General features: G+C 65.5%; 16 protein-coding genes. 13 read left to right on the forward strand and 3 right to left on the reverse strand.

All coding sequences use genetic code 11. From position 1 onward, the window contains the following. Nucleotides 1–101 precede the first annotated feature (101 nt). From BM171_RS11240 to BM171_RS11290, 11 genes are all read left to right on the forward strand, one after another. Nucleotides 102–1,274, forward strand: a complete 1,173-nt coding sequence (locus tag BM171_RS11240; protein WP_093012041.1) for an ABC transporter substrate-binding protein — start codon at nucleotides 102–104, stop codon at nucleotides 1,272–1,274. Between the two features lie 83 nt (nucleotides 1,275–1,357). After that, nucleotides 1,358–2,323: a YVTN family beta-propeller repeat protein gene (locus BM171_RS11245; RefSeq protein WP_093012044.1), complete on the forward strand. Its 966-nt coding sequence runs from the start codon at nucleotides 1,358–1,360 to the stop codon at nucleotides 2,321–2,323. A gap of 97 nt (nucleotides 2,324–2,420) precedes the next feature. Continuing rightward, nucleotides 2,421–2,960, forward strand: coding sequence for a tetratricopeptide repeat protein (locus tag BM171_RS11250; RefSeq protein ID WP_093012047.1), 540 nt, complete (start codon nucleotides 2,421–2,423; stop codon nucleotides 2,958–2,960). A 204-nt stretch (nucleotides 2,961–3,164) separates the two neighbouring features. Beyond that, nucleotides 3,165–4,931, forward strand: coding sequence for a PQQ-dependent methanol/ethanol family dehydrogenase (locus BM171_RS11255; RefSeq protein WP_093012050.1), 1,767 nt, complete (start codon nucleotides 3,165–3,167; stop codon nucleotides 4,929–4,931). Nucleotides 4,932–5,054: 123 nt separating this feature from the next. Further along, complete coding sequence (locus BM171_RS11260) at nucleotides 5,055–5,594, forward strand: GNAT family N-acetyltransferase (protein WP_093012053.1); 540 nt, start codon at nucleotides 5,055–5,057, stop codon at nucleotides 5,592–5,594. Between the two features lie 122 nt (nucleotides 5,595–5,716). Then, nucleotides 5,717–7,489 carry a heparinase II/III family protein gene (locus BM171_RS11265; protein WP_245760240.1) on the forward strand — a complete coding sequence of 591 codons (1,773 nt, stop codon included), beginning with the start codon at nucleotides 5,717–5,719 and terminating at the stop codon, nucleotides 7,487–7,489. Next, nucleotides 7,486–9,075 carry a bifunctional phosphoribosylaminoimidazolecarboxamide formyltransferase/IMP cyclohydrolase gene (gene purH / locus BM171_RS11270; protein WP_093012056.1) on the forward strand — a complete coding sequence of 530 codons (1,590 nt, stop codon included), beginning with the start codon at nucleotides 7,486–7,488 and terminating at the stop codon, nucleotides 9,073–9,075. The genes BM171_RS11265 and purH overlap by 4 nt, the downstream gene beginning before the upstream one ends. A gap of 28 nt (nucleotides 9,076–9,103) precedes the next feature. Then, nucleotides 9,104–9,583, forward strand: coding sequence for a signal peptidase II (gene lspA / locus BM171_RS11275; RefSeq protein ID WP_093012058.1), 480 nt, complete (start codon nucleotides 9,104–9,106; stop codon nucleotides 9,581–9,583). A 50-nt stretch (nucleotides 9,584–9,633) separates the two neighbouring features. Further along, nucleotides 9,634–10,149 (forward strand): DUF3035 domain-containing protein, encoded by a 516-nt coding sequence (locus tag BM171_RS11280; RefSeq protein ID WP_093012061.1) that lies wholly within the window; start codon nucleotides 9,634–9,636, stop codon nucleotides 10,147–10,149. An 89-nt stretch (nucleotides 10,150–10,238) separates the two neighbouring features. After that, on the forward strand, nucleotides 10,239–11,612 hold the full coding sequence (locus BM171_RS11285) for a M16 family metallopeptidase (RefSeq protein ID WP_093012064.1): 1,374 nt from the start codon (nucleotides 10,239–10,241) through the stop codon (nucleotides 11,610–11,612). After that, nucleotides 11,609–12,925, forward strand: a complete 1,317-nt coding sequence (locus BM171_RS11290) for a M16 family metallopeptidase (protein WP_093012067.1) — start codon at nucleotides 11,609–11,611, stop codon at nucleotides 12,923–12,925. The genes BM171_RS11285 and BM171_RS11290 overlap by 4 nt, the downstream gene beginning before the upstream one ends. Before the next feature lie 54 nt (nucleotides 12,926–12,979). Here the strand turns inward: BM171_RS11290 and dapA are convergent, their stop codons facing one another. Next, nucleotides 12,980–13,855 carry a 4-hydroxy-tetrahydrodipicolinate synthase gene (gene dapA / locus BM171_RS11295; RefSeq protein ID WP_093012070.1) on the reverse strand — a complete coding sequence of 292 codons (876 nt, stop codon included), beginning with the start codon at nucleotides 13,853–13,855 and terminating at the stop codon, nucleotides 12,980–12,982. Between the two features lie 165 nt (nucleotides 13,856–14,020). Between dapA and BM171_RS11300 the strand changes: the two genes are divergently transcribed. Beyond that, complete coding sequence (locus BM171_RS11300) at nucleotides 14,021–15,952, forward strand: lytic transglycosylase domain-containing protein (RefSeq protein ID WP_093012355.1); 1,932 nt, start codon at nucleotides 14,021–14,023, stop codon at nucleotides 15,950–15,952. Here BM171_RS11300 and BM171_RS11305 read toward each other — a convergent pair. Both BM171_RS11305 and mnmC2 read right to left on the reverse strand, forming a co-directional pair. Continuing rightward, nucleotides 15,947–16,813 carry a DMT family transporter gene (locus BM171_RS11305; RefSeq protein WP_093012073.1) on the reverse strand — a complete coding sequence of 289 codons (867 nt, stop codon included), beginning with the start codon at nucleotides 16,811–16,813 and terminating at the stop codon, nucleotides 15,947–15,949. The genes BM171_RS11300 and BM171_RS11305 overlap by 6 nt on opposite strands. Next, nucleotides 16,810–17,484 (reverse strand): tRNA (5-methylaminomethyl-2-thiouridine)(34)-methyltransferase MnmC2, encoded by a 675-nt coding sequence (gene mnmC2, locus BM171_RS11310; protein ID WP_093012076.1) that lies wholly within the window; start codon nucleotides 17,482–17,484, stop codon nucleotides 16,810–16,812. Before mnmC2 ends, BM171_RS11305 begins: the two co-directional genes overlap by 4 nt. A gap of 53 nt (nucleotides 17,485–17,537) precedes the next feature. On the opposite strand from mnmC2, the gene BM171_RS11315 reads away from it, so the two are divergent. Continuing rightward, nucleotides 17,538–18,575, forward strand: a complete 1,038-nt coding sequence (locus BM171_RS11315) for an NAD(P)/FAD-dependent oxidoreductase (RefSeq protein WP_093012079.1) — start codon at nucleotides 17,538–17,540, stop codon at nucleotides 18,573–18,575. Nucleotides 18,576–18,588 lie beyond the last annotated feature (13 nt).

An 18,588-nucleotide genomic window follows, 5' to 3' on the forward strand; every position in this document is an offset into this window, starting at 1 on the left:
GATATTGGACTTTCGTCCGCAAACGGTCTCTCCGCGCCCCGACATAGGTCGTATTTCCTGCTTTTTCCGCACCGATATCGTTCGGGACGGGAGGAGACATCATGATCAAAGCGGCGTTTCGTGCGGCGGCTTTCCTTGCGCTTGGCTCTGGCGTCGCGGTCGCGCAGGAGCCTGTCACGCTCGACATCCAATATCTGCGCCAGGAGGTGCCGCCACCGCCCGTCCTGTCGAACCTCGATCCGATCCCGGCGGATCTCGGGATTGCAGGGGCCGAGGTCGGCCTTGCGGACAACGCGACGACCGGCCGCTTCATGGGCCAGGACTGGACCTTGACCGTTACCTCCGTGCCCGAAGGCGGCGACTGGGCGGGCGCGGTCGAGACGGCGCTGGCCGCAAGCCCGCTTCTCCTGATCGACGCACCGCGCGATGCGCTCCTGGCCGCCTCGGACATCGCCGAAGGCAGCGATGCGCTTCTCTTCAACGTCGCGGTGGAGGACAGCGATCTGCGCGCGGGTGCGTGCCGCGCGAACCTCTTTCACACGATCCCGTCCTATTCGATGCGAACAGATGCGCTCGTCCAGATGCTGCGGGTCAAACGCTGGGAGGATCTGGCGCTCGTGGCGGGCCAGAATCCCGAGGATCAAGCCTATGCCGAGGCGCTGCGCGGCTCCCTGACGAAGTTCGGCATGGAGCTTGGCAGCGAGACGGAGTGGAGTTTCGATGCCGACATGCGCCGCTCGGCGAGCGCCGAAGTGCCGCTCCTGACCCAAGACTTGGGCGAGTATGACGTCCTTCTGGTTGCGGACGAGCGCCACGATTTCGGTCGCTACATCCTCTACAACACCTGGCTGCCACGGCCCGTCGCCGGCTCCGAAGGGCTGACCGCCGAAGCCTGGTCCCCCGCGGTGGAGCAATGGGGCGCGGCGCAGCTGCAATCGCGCTTCACCGAACATGCAGGCCGGGACATGGCCCCCCGTGACTACGCGGCCTGGGCCGCGTTGCGGAGCATTGGCGAGGCGGTGACGCGCACGGGCAGCCCCGACGCGCAGGATCTGCGCGCCTACCTTCTTGGTGAAGATTTCGAGCTTGCAGGCTTTCTGGGCCGGCCGCTGACCTTCCGGCCGTGGAATGGCCAGTTGCGCCAGCCAATCCCCATCGTGCAACCCCGCGCGCTCGTCGCGCAGGCGCCGCTCGAAGGTTTCCTTCACCAGACCAACGAACTCGACACGCTGGGCCAGGATCGCGGCGAGGCCGAATGCAGCGCCTTCGACTGACCCCCTCTTTGGATTGGCCCAAATACCGTCGGGGAGCGCGAGGGGCTGGCCCCTCGCTCCCCCATTGCAACAAGGAAAGAGTCATGAAGTTTACCGCTACGCTTGCCACCTTGTCCCTCGTCGCCGCCCCGGCGCTGGCGGGCGAGATCTGGGTCTCCAACGAGAAGGACAACACGCTGAGCGTCATCGACCTCGACACGCTCGAGGTGACGCGCACGATCCCGACCGGGGAACGTCCGCGCGGGATCACCTTCGCGCAGGATCATTCCGTGCTTTATATCTGCGCCTCCGATTCGGACGCGGTTCAGGTCATGGACCCTGAAACCGGCGAGATCCTGCATGATCTGCCCTCCGGTGAAGATCCCGAGCAGTTCGTGCTGCATCCCGACAACCGCCGCCTCTACATCGCCAACGAGGACGACGCGATCACCACGGTGGTCGACACGGAAACCCGCGAAGTCATTGCCCAGATCAATGTCGGGATCGAACCCGAGGGCATGGCGGTCTCGCCCGACGGGTCCATCGTGATTACCACGTCCGAGACGACCAATATGGCGCACTGGATCGACACGGAGACGCAGGAGCTGATCGCGAACACCCTGGTCGATTCGCGTCCGCGCCACGCCGAATTCGTCAAGGGCGGCACCGAGCTCTGGGTCTCCTCCGAAATCGGCGGCACGATCACCGTCTTCGATGTCGAGACCAAGGCGGAAATCGGCAAGATCAATTTTGAGATCCCCTCGATCAACCCTGCGAACGTGCAGCCCGTCGGCTTCGAGTTCACGGAAGGCGACAGCCATGCCTTCGTCGCTCTCGGCCCCTCGAACCATGTCGCCGTGGTCAACGCAGAGACCTACGAGGTCGAGGATTACATCCTCGTGGGACGACGCGTCTGGCACATGGCCTTCAATGGCGACCGCTCGAAGCTCTTCACGACGAACGGTGTCTCGGGCGACGTGACGATGGTCGATGTCGCCTCGCGCAAGGCGGAGAAGACGATCAAGGTCGGCCGCTTTCCCTGGGGGGCCGCCTTCCGTCCGACGAATTAAGCGCAACCCCCAGATTTTTACTTAAAAATCTGGGGGTTGAAGATTGGTTTCTGCTTTTGCCGCGCTGCCATGCTATGTCAGCTTTCAGGAGGATCACATGAAACACATCCTGATCGCGACGCTCGCTGTGTCTCTGCCCTTCGCCGCGTATTCCGAAGAAGACGCGCACGGCACGCTCAACCCTGACGAGATGACCTGGGAATCGATGCTCGACCGCGCCGAGAAGGGCGAGACCGGCATGGTGCTCTGCTCCACCGGCTACATGCTCACGAAGTCGGGCAAGCATGGCGCGGCGCGGGCGCTCTTCGAGAATTGCGCCAATGCGGGCTATACCGGCGCGATGACCTGGATGGGCCAGCTCGACAACAACGGGCTCGGCGGAGACTACAATCCCGATGCCGCCGCTGAATGGGACCGCAAGGCCGCCGAGGCGGGTGATCCCGTGGGCAAGTTCAACTACGGCCTCGCGCTCCTGCGCGGACACGGCGTTGCTCGGGATGAGGAGCGGGGTCGCGCGCTGATCGACGAAGCCGCGGGCGAAGGGCTCCAGATCGCGCAGCGCATGCAGGCTGCGGACTACGATCTTGACGAGGTCACGCCCGACGCGGACGATTGGAAATACGCGCCACTCTTCTGATCGTCTTGGCCGAGACCGAGCCTGAACCGCGACGTCTTTCGGAATCGCCGAATCATTCTCTGTCAAGCGGCTTTGGGTCTTACGACCAAAGCGGCGTATGGCCGCGCAGCGGCTTCCATATACTCCCTAATTGAAGGAATCCCGGGTCCGGGCGCGGAGGAGCGCCAAGCGGCTGACAGGGGTCCCGATCCAAGGGAGGACCGAATGAACAAGTTCATCGCCGCTGTCACACTCGCGCTTGTGGCCACCGCTCCGGTGGCCCACGCGCAGGTGACCGAAGAGATGCTGGCAAATGACCAGGCGACGACCGATCAGATCGTCACCAACGGCATGGGCCGGGACCTCCAGCGCTATTCGCCGCTGGAGATGATCACGAAGGAAAACGTGGACAACCTCGTGCCCGCATGGGCCTTCTCGCTCGGTGGCGAGAAGCAGCGCGGCCAGGAAACCCAGCCGCTCATCTATGACGGCATGATGTACATCACCGGCTCCTATTCGCGCCTCTACGCGATCGACCTCGCGACGGGTGCGGAAGTCTGGCAGTACGATGCACGTCTGCCCGAGGGCATCCTGCCCTGCTGCGACGTCGTCAACCGCGGCGGCGCGATCTGGAACGACAAGATCATCTTCGGCACGCTCGACGCGCAGCTCGTGGCGCTCGACCTCAAGACCGGCGACGTCGTCTGGCGCGACAAGATCGCCGACTACAAGGCAGGCTATTCCTACACCGCCGCGCCGCTCATCGTGGACGGCATGGTCTATACCGGCAATTCTGGCGGTGAGTTCGGGATCGTCGGCGAAGTACAGGCGCGCAATGCCGATACCGGCGAGCTTGTCTGGACCCGTCCGGTGATCGAAGGCCACATGGGCACGCTCAACGGCGAAGAGAGCACCATGACCGGGGAGCTCAACGCCTCCTGGCCCGGCGATATGTGGAAGACCGGCGGCGGTGCGACCTGGCTCGGCGGCTCCTATGATGCCGATACCGACACGCTCGTCTTCGGCACCGGCAACCCCGCGCCGTGGAACTCCTGGCTGCGCAACGCCGGCCAGATGAACGATGGTTCAGGCGACAACCTCTACGCCGCCTCGCGCCTCGGCATCGATCCCGATACGGGCGAGATCAAGTGGCACTTCCAGACCACGCCGCGCGAGGGCTGGGATTATGACGGCGTGAACGAGGTCGTGGCCTATACCGACCGCGACGGCAACATGCGCTACGCCACTGCCGACCGGAACGGCTACTTCTACGTGCTGAACCGCGAAGACGGTGCCTTCGTCTCCGCCACGCCCTTCGTGAAGGACATCTCCTGGGCGAATGGCATCGACGAGAACGGCCGCCCGATCTTCAACGAAGAGAACCGCCCCGGCGATCCGACCGAAGCGGCTGACGGCCAGAAAGGCGAGGTCATCTTCGCATCGCCGTCCTTCCTCGGTGGCAAGAACTGGATGCCGATGGCGTTCAGCCAGAAGACCGGCAACTTCTATATCCCCTCGAACGAATGGGGCATGGATATCTGGAACGAGCCGATCACCTACAAGAAGGGCGCGGCCTATCTCGGCGCGGGCTTCACCATCAAGCCGAACTACGAGGACCATATCGGCTCTCTCAAGGCGATGGACCCCGATACCGGTGAGCTCGTCTGGGAATACAAGAACGACGCACCGCTCTGGAGCGGCGTGATGACCACCGCGGGCGGCCTGGTGTTCTTCGGCACGCCCGAGGGCAAGTTCCTCGCGCTCGACGACGAGACCGGTGAAGAGCTGTGGTCCTTCCAGACCGGCTCGGGCATCGTCGGCCAGCCCGTCACCTGGGAGCAGGATGGCGAGCAGTACGTCTCCGTCATCTCCGGCTGGGGCGGCGCGGTACCGCTCTGGGGCGGCGAGGTCGCGAAGAAGGTGAACTACCTCAACCAAGGCGGCATGCTCTGGACATTCCGCCTTCCCAAAGAGCTGGCCGCCGCCGAGTAACTCTCCCGCTCTGACGGCCAGTCAGGAAACGCCCGGTCATTTCGGCCGGGCGTTTTCGTTTGAATAGAGCTGTGTCATCATTCCGGCGGGGGCCAGAGTGCATATGATGCAAGCGAGGCTGGTATGGAATTTCTTGAAGGAACGACCGGATACGAGGCCGCTCTGACGGATCTGTTCGCAACCACCTTCGAAGACGCCGAGGGGCCAGAGGAAGGCCAGGTGATCGGCGGCCTCGTGAGCGATCTTGTATCGGACACGCCGAAGGTCGATATCCGGGTCTTTCGCGCTGAACAGGATGGCGCGATCATCGCGGCTGCGATCTTCACCAGCTTGAGCTTCCCGCAAGATCCGAATCGGGTCGTTTTGCTCTCGCCGATGGCCGTCGCGACGGTGCATCAGCGCAAGGGGATCGGGCAGGCGCTCTTGCGGCACGCGTTGCGTGCGCTCCGCGAGGGCGGCGCGGATGTCGCGATCACCTATGGCGATCCCGAATATTACAAGCGGGTGGGTTTCCAGCCGATCACCGAGGCGCAGGCGGCCGCGCCCCTGCCGCTCAGCATGCCGCAGGGGTGGCTCGGCCAGAGCCTGACAGGCACGGATATGCCGAAGCTGGTCGGCGCGTCCCGCTGCGTTGAGGCGCTTCACCGCAAGGATGTCTGGTAGGCTCTGTCCTGCACGGGAGGCGCCGCTACCGCCATCGCCGCCGTTTCTGAGGTGACTTCGCGCGCCCGCTTGCGTATCACTTGGAGCAAGATGCGCCGGAAGGGCCGCGAAGAGGCAGGGACATGTCGATACTGGAGCGCTGGAGGGCCCGGTCGAGCCTCCTGATGAACCGCTATCATGCACGCCGCGCCGCACGCTCGCGCGCGGCGACCGATTTCGTCTCTCGTCCCGAGCCGCGCACAGTAGGGTCTTTCGCGCGGGGACGGCAGCTCGCGGCAGGCAATCTCCTTTTCGCAGGGCATCTCGTGCAGGCTCCGGGGCATCTGCCTTGGGATCTCGACGCGCCTGACGCCGCCTTCGAGGAGGAGCTGCACGGCTTCGGCTGGCTCGATCATTTTGCCGCGGTGAGCGATCCCAAGGCGCGCCGGGCCGCGCAGGATTGGGTCTGGGGCTGGAATGCGCGCTACGGGCGCGGCACCGGTCCCGGCTGGACGCCAGAGCTGGCCGGATGCCGAATCCTTCGCCTCGTGCATCACGCGCTCTTCCTTCTGTCTGGCCGCACGTCCGAGCAAAGCGCGGAGTTCTACGCCATGCTGACCGCCCAGGCGGTCTTCCTGTCGCGCCGCTGGAAAGCGTCGAGACCCGGGCTCAGCCGGTTCGAGGCGCTGACAGGGCTGCTTTATGCCGGGCTTTCGCTCAAGGGCATGGAAGATCAGGTTGCCCCGGCGTTGGCCGCGCTCGAACGCGAATGCGGGCGCCAGATCGATGAGACCGGGGGACTGCCGACGCGCAATCCCGAAGACCTTCTGGCGGTGTTCACCCTGCTCACATGGGCCAAGACCGCGCTGGACGAAGCGGGGCACACCGAAAGCCCGGCGATCGAGGCCGCGCTTGGGCGCGTCGCGCCGACGCTGCGGGCGCTTCGGCATTCCGACGGCGGGCTCGCGCGGTTTCATGGCGGCGGGCGCGGGCTAGACGGTCAGCTCGACCAGGCCCTCGCGGCAAGCGGCGTCAAACGGCGGCGCACCGACGAGCTTGCGATGGGCTTTGCCCGGATGTCGGCGGGACGCACGAGCCTCGTTGTCGACGCGGCGCCGCCTCCGACCGGCGAGGCCTCGCTCAACGCACATGCCTCGACGCTGGCATTCGAGGTCACCTCGGGCCGCCGTCCCTTGATCGTGAATTGCGGCTCCGGCGCGATTTTCGGGGAAGGCTGGCGCAAAGCGGGACGCGCGACGCCGTCGCATTCGACGCTCAGCCTCGATGGGTATTCCTCTGCCCGACTTGGACCCTTAGGCAAAATCGGCGCGGCGGCGCGCGAGCATCTGGTCGACGCGCCGACCCATGTGCCGACCGAGTTTTCTCGCGCGCCGGACGGTCTCAGCTTCCAGGGAGGGCATGACGGCTACGTATCCACGCACGGTCTGACCCATGCCCGCACGCTCGAGATGACTTTCGACGGACGCGCCGTCGCGGGCGAGGATCTCCTCCTCGCGGTCGAGCCCTCCGAGAAAGCCCTCTTCGACCGCCGTATGGATGCGGTGTCGCTTTCGGGTCTGCCCTTCCAGATCCGGTTCCATCTGCATCCCGAAGTCGACGCCGAGATCGACCTGGGCGGCGCGGCGGTGTCGCTGGGCCTCAGGTCGGGCGAAATCTGGGTGTTCCGGCACGATTCTTCCGCCGATCTGGCGCTGGAGCCATCGGTTTACCTCGAAAAAGGGCGGCTGCGGCCACGTGGCAGCCAACAGATCGTTTTATCCGGCCGCGCGATGGAGTATGCGACCCGCGTCCGCTGGTCGCTCGCCAAGGCGCAGGAGACGGCAATTGCCATCCGGGATCTGGCGCGAGACGACGACAAGGACGACACGACCGAGCCATATCAGGACCAGACATGACCGATCTCACCCCCGTCCGCCGCGCCCTCCTTTCCGTCTCCGACAAGACCGGTCTGGTCGAGCTGGCCAAGACGCTCGCCGCCCGGGGGATCGAGCTCGTCTCCACCGGCGGGACGGCGCGCACCATGCGGGAAGCGGGTCTCGAGGTGCAGGATGTCTCCGACCTCACGGGCTTTCCCGAGATGATGGACGGGCGCGTAAAGACGCTGCATCCCGGCGTGCATGGCGGGCTTCTGGCGCTTCGGGACGATGACGCGCATGTCGCCGCGATGAAAGAGCACGGCATCGGTGCGATCGATCTGCTTGTCGTGAACCTCTACCCGTTCGAAGAGACAGTCGCGCGCGGCGCGGGCTATGACGAGGCGATTGAGAATATCGACATCGGCGGCCCTGCGATGATCCGCGCCGCGGCCAAGAACCATGCATTCGTCAACGTCGTGGTCGATGTCGAGGATTACCAGCCGCTGCTCGACGAGCTCGAGGTCCATGACGGACGGACGAGCTACGCCTTCCGCCAACGCCTTGCGCTGAATGCCTATGCGCGCACCGGCGCTTACGATGCGGCGGTGTCGGCCTGGATGGCGGACACGCTGGGTGAGACTGCGCCGCGCCGCCGGGTCTTTGCCGGAACGCTCGCGCAGACCCTGCGCTACGGCGAGAACCCGCATCAGGGCGCGGCCTTCTATACCGATGGCACCGCGCGCGCCGGGATCTCCACCGCCGAACAGCACCAGGGCAAGGAGCTATCCTACAACAACATCAACGACACCGACGCGGCTTTCGAGCTTGTGAGCGAGTTCCTGCCCGAGGACGGCCCGGCCTGCGCGATCATCAAGCATGCCAACCCTTGCGGCGTCGCGCGAGGGGCGAGCCTGACCGAAGCCTATTCCCGCGCCTTCGACTGCGACCGGACCTCGGCTTTCGGCGGGATCGTCGCGCTCAACCAGCCGCTCGACCGGGCCACCGCCGAGGCGATCGCGGAGATCTTCACCGAAGTCGTGATCGCGCCCGGCGCGGACGAGGGCGCGCGCGAGGTCTTCGCGGCGAAGAAGAACCTGCGGCTGCTGACAACGGATGGGCTTTCGGATCCGGCTGCGGGCGGTCTTGCCGTGCGGCAGGTCTCGGGGGGCTTTCTCGTGCAGGACCGCGACAACGGGCGCATCGGCGAATGGGAGCTGAAGACCGTCACCAAGCGCCAGCCCACGAGCGAGGAACTGGCCGATCTGCTGTTCGCCTGGAAAGTTGCCAAGCACGTGAAGTCGAACGCCATCGTCTACGTCAAGGACGGCGCGACCGTGGGTGTCGGCGCGGGCCAGATGAGCCGGGTCGATTCCACCCGCATCGCCGCGCGCAAGAGCCAGGACATGGCCGAAGCGCTGGGCTTCTCCACGCCGCTCACGCAAGGTTCCGTCGTGGCGTCGGACGCCTTCTTCCCTTTCCCCGACGGGCTTCTGACCGCGGCCGAAGCCGGCGCCACGGCGGTGATCCAGCCGGGTGGCTCCATGCGGGACGACAAGGTGATCGAGGCGGCCGACGAGGCGGGCCTTGCCATGGTCTTCACCTCCATGCGTCATTTCCGGCATTGACCTTCCACCTATGCACAGGAGGACGGCCATGAAGCTGCTCTGGTCCGTTGCCGCGGTCACTTTCGTGCTCGATCAGCTTACGAAATGGCTGGTCGTTCACGTCATGGGGCTCGCGCAGAAGGGCGAGATCCTGGTCTTTCCGCCGTTCCTGCAATTCCGCATGGCTTGGAATTACGGCATCAATTTCGGCCTACTGTCCGGCGAGCGCGATACTACCCGCTGGGTGCTGATCGCGGTGGCCATCGGCATTGTGCTTCTGGTTCTCGTGTGGCTCAGGCGCGATCCGCCGGGGCGGATGGGCTTTGTTTCGGCGGGCCTGCTCATCGGCGGCGCTGTCGGCAACGTGATCGACCGTCTGCTCTACGGGGCGGTGGCAGATTTTCTCAACATGTCCTGCTGCAGCATCAACAATCCCTTTGCCTTCAACGTCGCGGATATCGCGATCTTCGCAGGCGCGATCGGGCTTGCGTTGATGCCGGGAAAACCCGAAGGAAAAAACGGCTCGTGACCTCGGCCCGGACATCGGCTAATCAGGGGCGAGTGACACGGAGGTGGCCCATGCGCCGCGCGCAATTCGCAATGTTGATCTCGGTTCTGGCTCTCGGCGCTTGTGGCGACGGGACGCTGAGGACCTTCGGCAGCGACGACCGCTCCCCCGAGGAGTTCGACATCGTGCCGAACCAGCCTCTCGAGACGCCCGTGAACTTCGCAGAGCTGCCCGCGCCGACGCCTGGCGGGGCGAACCGCGCCGACCAGCAGCCGCTTGGCGCGGCGGTCGCCGCCCTCGGTGGCAACCCGGCGGCGCTTTCGGCGACCGGCGTGCCCTCGTCAGACGCAGCGCTGGTGAACGCGGCCAGCCGCTTCGGGCGGTCCGCTGGCATCCGTACGACACTGGCAGAGGAAGACGCGGAGTTCCGCCGTCGCAAGAGCCTCTTCAACTGGCGGCTCGTGCCGGACAACGAATACAATCGCGCGTATCGCTCCCAGTCGCTCGACGCCTACACCTGGCTGCGGAACGTCCGTCAGCCCGGCAGCAACGTCGCGACACCGAGCGCGCCGCCGCAAGAGCGCTGATCCGCCGATTACATTTGCGAAACCTTCGTTGAAGTCGCGGCGGAACAGGGTAGCTTTCCCGTCAGCTCTGACCAAGAGGAGGTAGCTTCATGAGAATCGCTGCGGCGATGCTGAGCGCGGTCGCGCTTTGGGCGATGCCCGGACAGGCGCAGTCCATCGACGAGGCCGTGACGACCTTCACGCTCGACAACGGCATGGACGTCGTCGTGATCGAGGACAACCGCGCCCCGGTGGTCACGCATATGGTCTGGTACAAGGCCGGCGCCGCCGATGAAGAGCCCGGCGTCTCTGGAGTGGCGCATTTCCTCGAGCACCTTCTCTTCAAGGGCACCGATAACATGGAGCCGGGAGAGTTTTCCGAGGTCGTCGCGGCCAATGGCGGGGACGACAATGCGTTCACCAGCTACGACTACACCGGCTACTTTCAGCGCGTCGCGGCCGACCGGCTCAGTCTGATGATGCAGATGGAAGCCGACCGTATGGTCAACCTCAACCTCGACGAAGAGGACATCCTGACCGAGCGCGACGTCATCATCGAGGAGCGCAACCAGCGGGTCGAGAACAGCCCCTCGGCGCTTTTCGGCGAGCAGCGCAATGCCGCGCTCTATCTCAACCATCCTTACGGCACTCCGATCATCGGCTGGCGTCACGAGATGGAAGCCCTCGATCTCGATGACGCGCTGGCCTTCTACGAGCGCCACTATGCGCCGAACAACGCCATCCTCGTCGTGGCGGGCGATGTGACACCGGACGAGGTGCGCGATCTTGCCGAAGAGCATTACGGACCGCTTGCGGCAAATCCTGAGCTCGGGCCGCGTGAACGCCCGCAAGAGCCGCCGCAGACGGCGCCGCGCCGGCTGACCTTCGAGGATCCGCGCGTCTCGCAACCTTACGTGATCCGCAGCTACCTCGCGCCCGAACGCGATCCCGGCGCGCAGGAAGAGGCCGCCGCATTGACGATACTCTCCGAGATCCTCGGCGGCGGTCAGACCTCCGTCCTGTCCCGCGATCTGCAATTCGAAGAGCAGGTCGCCGTCTACAGCTCGGCCTTCTACTCGGGGACGTCCTATGACGACGCCTCTTTCGGATTGATCGTCGTGCCGCAAGACGGCGTGACGTTGCAGGAGGCCGAAGATGCGATGGATGCAAGTCTCGCCCGCTTCCTTGAAGAAGGTGTCGATGCCGAGCAACTTGAACGGATCAAGTTCCAGCTCAGGGCGCAACAAATCTACGCGCTCGACAGCTCGGGCGGCATCGCGCGCCTATACGGCACCGCGCTGACCTCGGGCCTTGGCGTCGACGATGTCGAGGCTTGGCCGGATATCCTCCAGGCCGTGACGGAGGAGGACATCCTGTCTGTCGCTCGAAATGTGCTTGACCTCGACCAGTCCGTCACGGGCTGGCTGATGGCACCCGAGCCGCAAGCCGACGCAGCAGAAGCGCAACCGGAGGTGACCCAATGATCCGCATCGTTCTGACCGGCATCGCCTGCCTCTGGGCGGCCTCTGCCACCGCCGCGATCGATATTCAGGAAGTGACCTCCGAGAACGGGCACGAGGCCTGGCTCGTGGAGGAGCCGTCGATCCCCTTCGTCAATCTCGAATTGCGTTTCGAGGGTGGGGCGTCGCTCGACCCCGAGGGCAAGCGCGGTGCGACGAACCTGATGGTCGGTCTGCTCGAGGAAGGCTCGGGGGAGATGGATGCCCGCGCCTTCATCGCCGCGCAGGAAAGCCTCGCCGCGTCGTTTTCCTACGATGTGGGCGACGACATGGTGACGGTCTCGGCGCGGTTCCTGACCGAGAACATGGACGAGGCCATAGCCCTCCTGCGCCAGAGCCTTGTCGAGCCCGCATTCGACGACGCGTCGATCACGCGGGTCAAAGGTCAGGTGCTTTCGGCCATCCAAGCCGATTCCACCGACCCCGACACGATTGCCGCGAAGGCGTTCACCGCGCGGGTTTTCGGCGATCATCCTTATGGCAGCATGATCCAGGGCACCGCCGAGAGCGTCGAGGCGATCACCCGCGAGGATCTCGTCGCTGCCAAGGAGGCAGCCATCGTCACAAGCCGCGCCCATGTGGGTGCGGCGGGCGATATCTCTGCGGAAGAGCTGGGCGAGCTGATGGATACGCTCTTCGAAGGTCTGCCCGCTGACGGTCCGCCGCTGCCGGAGGCGGTAGAGGTCGAAACGGAAGCCGACACAGAGATCGTGCCGTTCGATACGCCGCAATCCGTTGCCGTCTTCGGTCACGCGGGTATCGACCGCGATGATCCCGACTACTTCGCGGCCTACGTGATGAACCAGATCCTCGGCGGCGGCGGCTTCGAGGCCCGGCTCATGACCGAGGTTCGCGAAAAGCGCGGCCTGACCTACGGAGTTTATTCCTACCTCGCCGACAAGGATCACGCCGATCTCGTCATGGGGCGCGTTGCCTCGGCCAATGATCGTATCGCCGAGGCGATCGAGGTCATCCGCGCCGAATGGCGGCGCATGGCCGAAGAGGGCGTCACTCAAGACGAGCTCGACCAGGCGAAGACATACCTGACCGGCGCCTATCCGTTGCGCTTCGACGGGAATGCGCCCATCGCGAATATCATCGTCGGCATGCAGACGCAGGATCTCGATCCGGATTACGTGAACACGCGCAACGACAAGGTGGACGCGGTCACCATCGAGGATGTCCGCCGCGTCGCCGCCCGGCTCCTGAAGCCGGAGGAGTTGCTGTTCGTGGTGGTCGGTCAGCCCGAGGGGCTGGAGGCCGAGGTCAGCCAGTAAGGCGCCATAGGCAAAAACGAGTGCGGAGGCGTTGGGCCTCCGCACATCGCCGTATCAGTTGACGAGACCGGCGTAGCGCAGCGCGTCATCCACCTTGGCACGGGTCTCGGGCGTCAGCGGCACGAGGGGCGGACGCACCTCTTCGCCGCAGAGACCAAGCTGCGACATGGCGTATTTCGCTCCGCAAAGACCCGGTTCGGTGAAGATCGCGTGATGCAACGGCATCAGCCGGTCCTGCACCTTCAGCGCATGGGCGTAATCGCCTGCAAGGCATGCATCCTGCAACTCGGCGCACATGGCCGGCGCGACATTGGCCGTGACCGAGATGCAGCCCACACCGCCTTGCGCGTTGAAACCATGCGCCGTGGCATCCTCGCCAGAGATCTGAAGGAACTCGGTGCCGCAGGTGATCCGCTGGGCGCAGACCCGCGCGAGGTCGGCGGTTGCGTCCTTTACACCGACGATCCGCGGCAGCTTGGCAAGCTCACCCATCGTGATCGGGGACATGTCCACCGCCGAGCGGCCGGGAATGTTGTAGATGATGATGGGCAGGTTCGTCTCGTCGTGCAGCATCTTGAAATGCGCGTAGAGACCGGCCTGCGTCGGCTTGTTGTAATAAGGCGTGACGACGAGCGCGCAATCGGCGCCCACGGACTCGGCATGCTTGATGAAGCGCAGCGCCTCCGCCGAATTGTTCGACCCCGCCCCGGCAATCACCGGCACGCGACCTGCGGCCTGCCGCACCACGGTCTCCACGACTGCCTCGTGCTCTTCGTGGCTGAGCGTCGGGCTCTCGCCCGTCGTGCCGACCGGCACCAGCCCATGCGTGCCCTGTTCGACATGCCAGTCGACGAGACGTTTGAGCGTGTCGAAATCCACAGCGCCGTCCTTGAACGGCGTCACCAGGGCAACCATCGACCCCTTGAACATGACACGCTCCTTTCCCGTTTCACGAGGCACGCTTTGCCCCATCCGAAGAGGATTCGAAAATTCCCGCGAAAGTGAGTTGCGGGTGCCGCTCTTGGCCATATCCTCAGGGGCGTGTCTATCCATCCTCAGCGCGGAAATTGCAAGACGATGCTCAGCCGGTTCTTCATGGCCAGCCTGGCCGTTTCTCTTTGGCTCACCGCACCTGCGGCGCATGCTCAGGCGGCTCTCGCCCGGGCGATGTCCGACATGCGTGACGGCAACTGGGCCGCTGCCATGATCGAGGCGCGCGGCGACGGTCAGGCAGCGCTCGACATCATCCTATGGCATTACCTGCGCGACGGGCAGGGCGACGCATCGCAGGTGCTCGACTTCGTGGAGCGGAACGCGGATTGGCCCGGTATGCCCTATCTGCGCGAGAAGAGCGAAGAGGCCGTCACCGCCGCAAGCCACGAGGATGTGCGCGATTTCTTCGCTGACAACCGCCCCCAGACCGGCACCGGCGCGCTATCGCTGGCGCGAGCCTACCGGCATTTCGGTGATGAAGGCGCATCGGATGCGGAGATCGTGCTTGCCTGGCGCACGCTGTCGATGTCGAGCGAGGAACACGCGACCTTCCTCGCCAATCACGCCGACCTTCTGCGGCCGCATCATAATGCGCGGCTCGACATGGCGCTCTGGCAGGGCTGGGAAGTCAATGCCCGCCGCATGCTGCCGCTCGTCTCGGACGGCCAACGCGCGCTCGCCGAGGCGCGGCTTGCGCTCTACGACGAAGCGCCCGGCGTCGATACGCTGATCGAGGCGGTGCCCGATGAGCTGGCGAACGATCCCGGCCTCGCCCATGCGCGATTCGTCTGGCGCGCGCGGAAAGGGCGCGACGCCGACGCCATCGAGATGCTGCTCGAGCGCTCAAGCAGCGCCACCGATCTCGGAGAGCCGGCCGCCTGGGCGAACCGCCGGCAAGACCTTGCACGCGAGCGGATGCTCGATGACGCGCATCAGGAAGCCTACCGCATCGCGTCTTCGCATCACCTTCTTGGCGGCAGCGACTTCGCGGCATTGGAATGGCTGTCAGGCTACATCGCGCTCACTTTCCTCGATGATGCCGAAGCCGCGACGCGTCATTTCATGGCGTTCCGCGGGGCAGTCGACACGCCTATCTCTCTCGGCCGCGCCGGCTACTGGCTGGGCCGTGCCCGCGAGGCGGCGGGCGATGTCACCGGCGCGGACGATGCCTACACATTCGGCGCGCAATACCAGACCTCGTTCTACGGGCTTCTGGCTGCGGAGCGCGCGGGGCTCCCGCCGGAGCCACGCCTCGATGGCAACGAGGATTTCGGGGATTGGGAAAGCGCGGACTGGACCGACACATCGGTTTACCGCGCGGCGATGCTTCTGATGGAGAACGGCGAGGATTGGCTTGCCGAGCGCTTCCTGACGCATCTCGCCGAACGGCTCGACCGGCAAGGGATCGGCCAGATGGGCGACATGCTCGCCGAAATGGACAAGCCGCATATCCAGGTGATGCTCGGCAAGCGGGCAGCGCAGGCGGGCCTTGAGGTCTATGGCCCCTATTACCCGCTGCATCCGCTGGTGGATCGCGACCACCCGGTGCCGACCGAGATGGTGCTCGCCATCGCCCGCCGCGAGTCGGAGTTCGATCCGAGCGTCATATCGGGTGCGGGCGCGCGTGGTCTCATGCAGCTCATGCCGGGCACCGCGCAGGAAGTGTCGGGCTGGCTCGGGGAGAATTACGCGCTCGAGCGGCTCACGCGGGAGCCGGTCTACAACTCCCGGCTCGGCGCGGCTTATCTCGCGAACCTGGCCGAGCAATTCGACGGCAACGTTGTCATGGTCTCTGCCGGCTACAACGCGGGCCCCTCGCGGCCCATCGGCTGGATGCGCCTCAACGGGGATCCGCGCCGCGGCGAGATGGATGTGGTCGACTGGATCGAGCACATCCCCTTCGACGAGACGCGCAATTACGTCATGCGCGTCGCCGAAAGCCTGCCGGTCTATCGCGCGCGGCTTGGCAAGGACCCGCACCCGGTGCCGTTCTCGGAGGAGCTCAGGGGATCGACGCTTGGCTCGGGGTCATGACGCGCGACGCGCACGGGCAAGAGTGAAGAGACCCGCCGCCACGATGATCGCCGCGCCGATCGCCACGTTGAGGCGCAGCGTCTCGCCGAAGACGAAGATACCGAGCGCCGAGGCGAAAGGCAGCTGCAAATAGGCGAAGGGCTGAACCGCGCTGGCCTCCGCCGCCTCGTAAGCCTTGATGAGCGTCCAATGCGCGAAAGACGCGGTGAGGCAGAGAAGCCCCATCCACGCCCAATCGCCGCTCGTCATCGGTTCCCATCGCCAGATGCCGAGCGCGGTCGTCACCACCGCGCCGACGACGCCCGTCCAGAAAAAGGTTGTCGCCGCCGTGTCGCGACGCGCAACGTAGCGGTTCAGAAGTCCGTAGAGCGCGAACATCAACGCCGCGAGCAGCGGTATCGCCGCGTAGGGCGAGAAGACACCGCCGGACGGCTGCAGGATGATGATCACCCCGACAAAGCCGACCGCAATCGCGAGCGCGCGCCGCCAGCCGACATACTCGCCAAGAACCGGGCCGGCGAAGAGCGCGATCATGAGCGGGTAGACCGCGAAGACCGCATGGCTTTCGACGAGGCCAAGATAGACGAAGCCCTGAACCATCACGAGAACTTCGAGTGCGAGGAGCGCGGCGCGGAACACCTGCACCCACGGCTGCGCGCTTCGGGCTGCGGCCTTGATCGACCCGGCCTGCACCCGCGCCAACCCGATGACGAAGGCTGCGAAGAACCAGTAGCGGATCATGATGACCATGTAGGTGTTGTACGTCTCGGCGAGGTGCCTCGAGATGCCGTCCTGCATGGCGAAGACGAAAGTGGTCACGACCATCAGGCCGATGCCGCGCGTTGTGTCGTTGCTGGTCATGGGATCTCTTTCCGGGCCACGCTCATGTGCCGCTTCCGCCCGTATCCCGGCACGCGGGAGACTGCAAACCCCGCCGCGGCAAGCGCCCGGCGCACATCCCCCGCGGCGGAATAGGTCGCGGCGGTGCCGCCCGGTGCGGTATGCTCCGCGACGGATGCCAGAAGCGCAGGTTCCCAGAGCTCGGGGTTCTTGGCGGGCGAGAAACCGTCGAGGAACCACGCATCGGCGGTGCCGTCCCACGCCGGAAGCGTGATCCGCGCATCGCCGACGCGCATCTCGAAGATCAGCTCATCGGTCTCAAAACTCGTTCGGCCGTCACGCCACATCGGCTCCAGCGTGGCGGCGATCTCCGCCAGTTCAGGGAAGGCGCCCTGCGCGCGGATCATGTCCTCGGGCGCCATCGGGAACGCCTCGAAGGTGGTGAAGCGCAACGGGCCTGCGGTGCCGCTCGCCCGCCAGGCCTCCAGTGCCGCCAGAAGATTGAGGCCGGTGCCGAAACCCAGCTCGGCGATGTGGAAGCCTGGCGTGAACCGCTCGGGCAGGCCGTTGCCCGCAAGAAAGACATGTCGCGTCTCCGAGAGGCCGTCATCGAGCGAGAAATACGGATCGTCGAACCGGGTCGAGACGGGCACCCGCCCGTCCCGCCAGTCGAGCTCGGCATGCTTGTGCATGGGGCAGGGCCTCGATAGCAGAACGGCGCGACACTGCGACGAAAGGCACGGCGATGACAAGAGACGCGACCGTGATGGGGGCGGGGATCTTCGGCCTGAGCATCGCCTGGGCAATGGTCCAGCGCGGAGCGCGCGTGGCGGTGATCGATCCGAACGGGCCGGGCGCGGGATCCTCGGGCGGGATCGTCGGGGCCCTGGCTCCGCATGTGCCCGAGAATTGGAACGCCAAGAAGGCGTTTCAGCTGGGCAGCCTGCTGATGGCCGAGGCGTTCTGGTCCGAGGTGGCGGAGGCCGGAGGCGAAGCGCCCGGCTATGCCCGGCTCGGGCGTCTTCAACCCATCCCGGACGAGGCCGCACTGGCATTGGCCGAGGCGCGCATCGAAACCGCCAGGGTGCTCTGGAACGGTCAAGCCGACTGGACGATCATCGATCGCGTTGATGCGGATGCCTTCACGCCGCACTCGCCTACGGGCAAGCTCATCTTCGACACGCTGACAGCGCGTGTCCATCCGGCCCGAGGCTGCGCGGCGCTCGTGGCGGCACTAGAGGCGCGGGGCTGTCCGGTTCTGCGCGAAGGCGCTTTGCAAGGCTCGGTGGTCTGGGCGACCGGCTGGGACGGTCTAGAGGCCCTCTCCGAGACGTTCGGCAAGCGGGTGGGCGCGGGCGTGAAGGGGCAGGCTCTTCTTCTCGATCACGACGCGAGGCATGCACCGCAACTCTTCGTGGACGGGTTGCATATCGTGCCGCACGCGGATGGAACGACGGCCATCGGGTCCACGACGGAGCGGGAATTCGATGCGCCACGCAGCACCGACCACGCCGCCGACGCGCTTCTGACCCGCGCGGTCGCCGCTGTGCCGGAGCTTCAGAGCGCCCGCATCCTGCGCCGCTGGGCGGGGGTGCGTCCACGCGCCAAGAGCCGCGCGCCGATGCTCGGGGCCTGGCCGGACCGGCCGGGGCACTTCATCGCGAATGGCGGTTTCAAGATCGGCTTCGGCATGGCGCCAAAGGTCGGAGACGTAATGGCCGATCTGGTGTTGGACGGGCGCGACGCGATCCCCGAGGGCTTCCGCGTCGAGGACAACCTCTAGGAGCGCAACCGCC

The organism is Roseivivax halotolerans (assembly GCF_900115815.1).
Taxonomy (GTDB): Bacteria; Pseudomonadota; Alphaproteobacteria; order Rhodobacterales; family Rhodobacteraceae; genus Roseivivax; species Roseivivax halotolerans.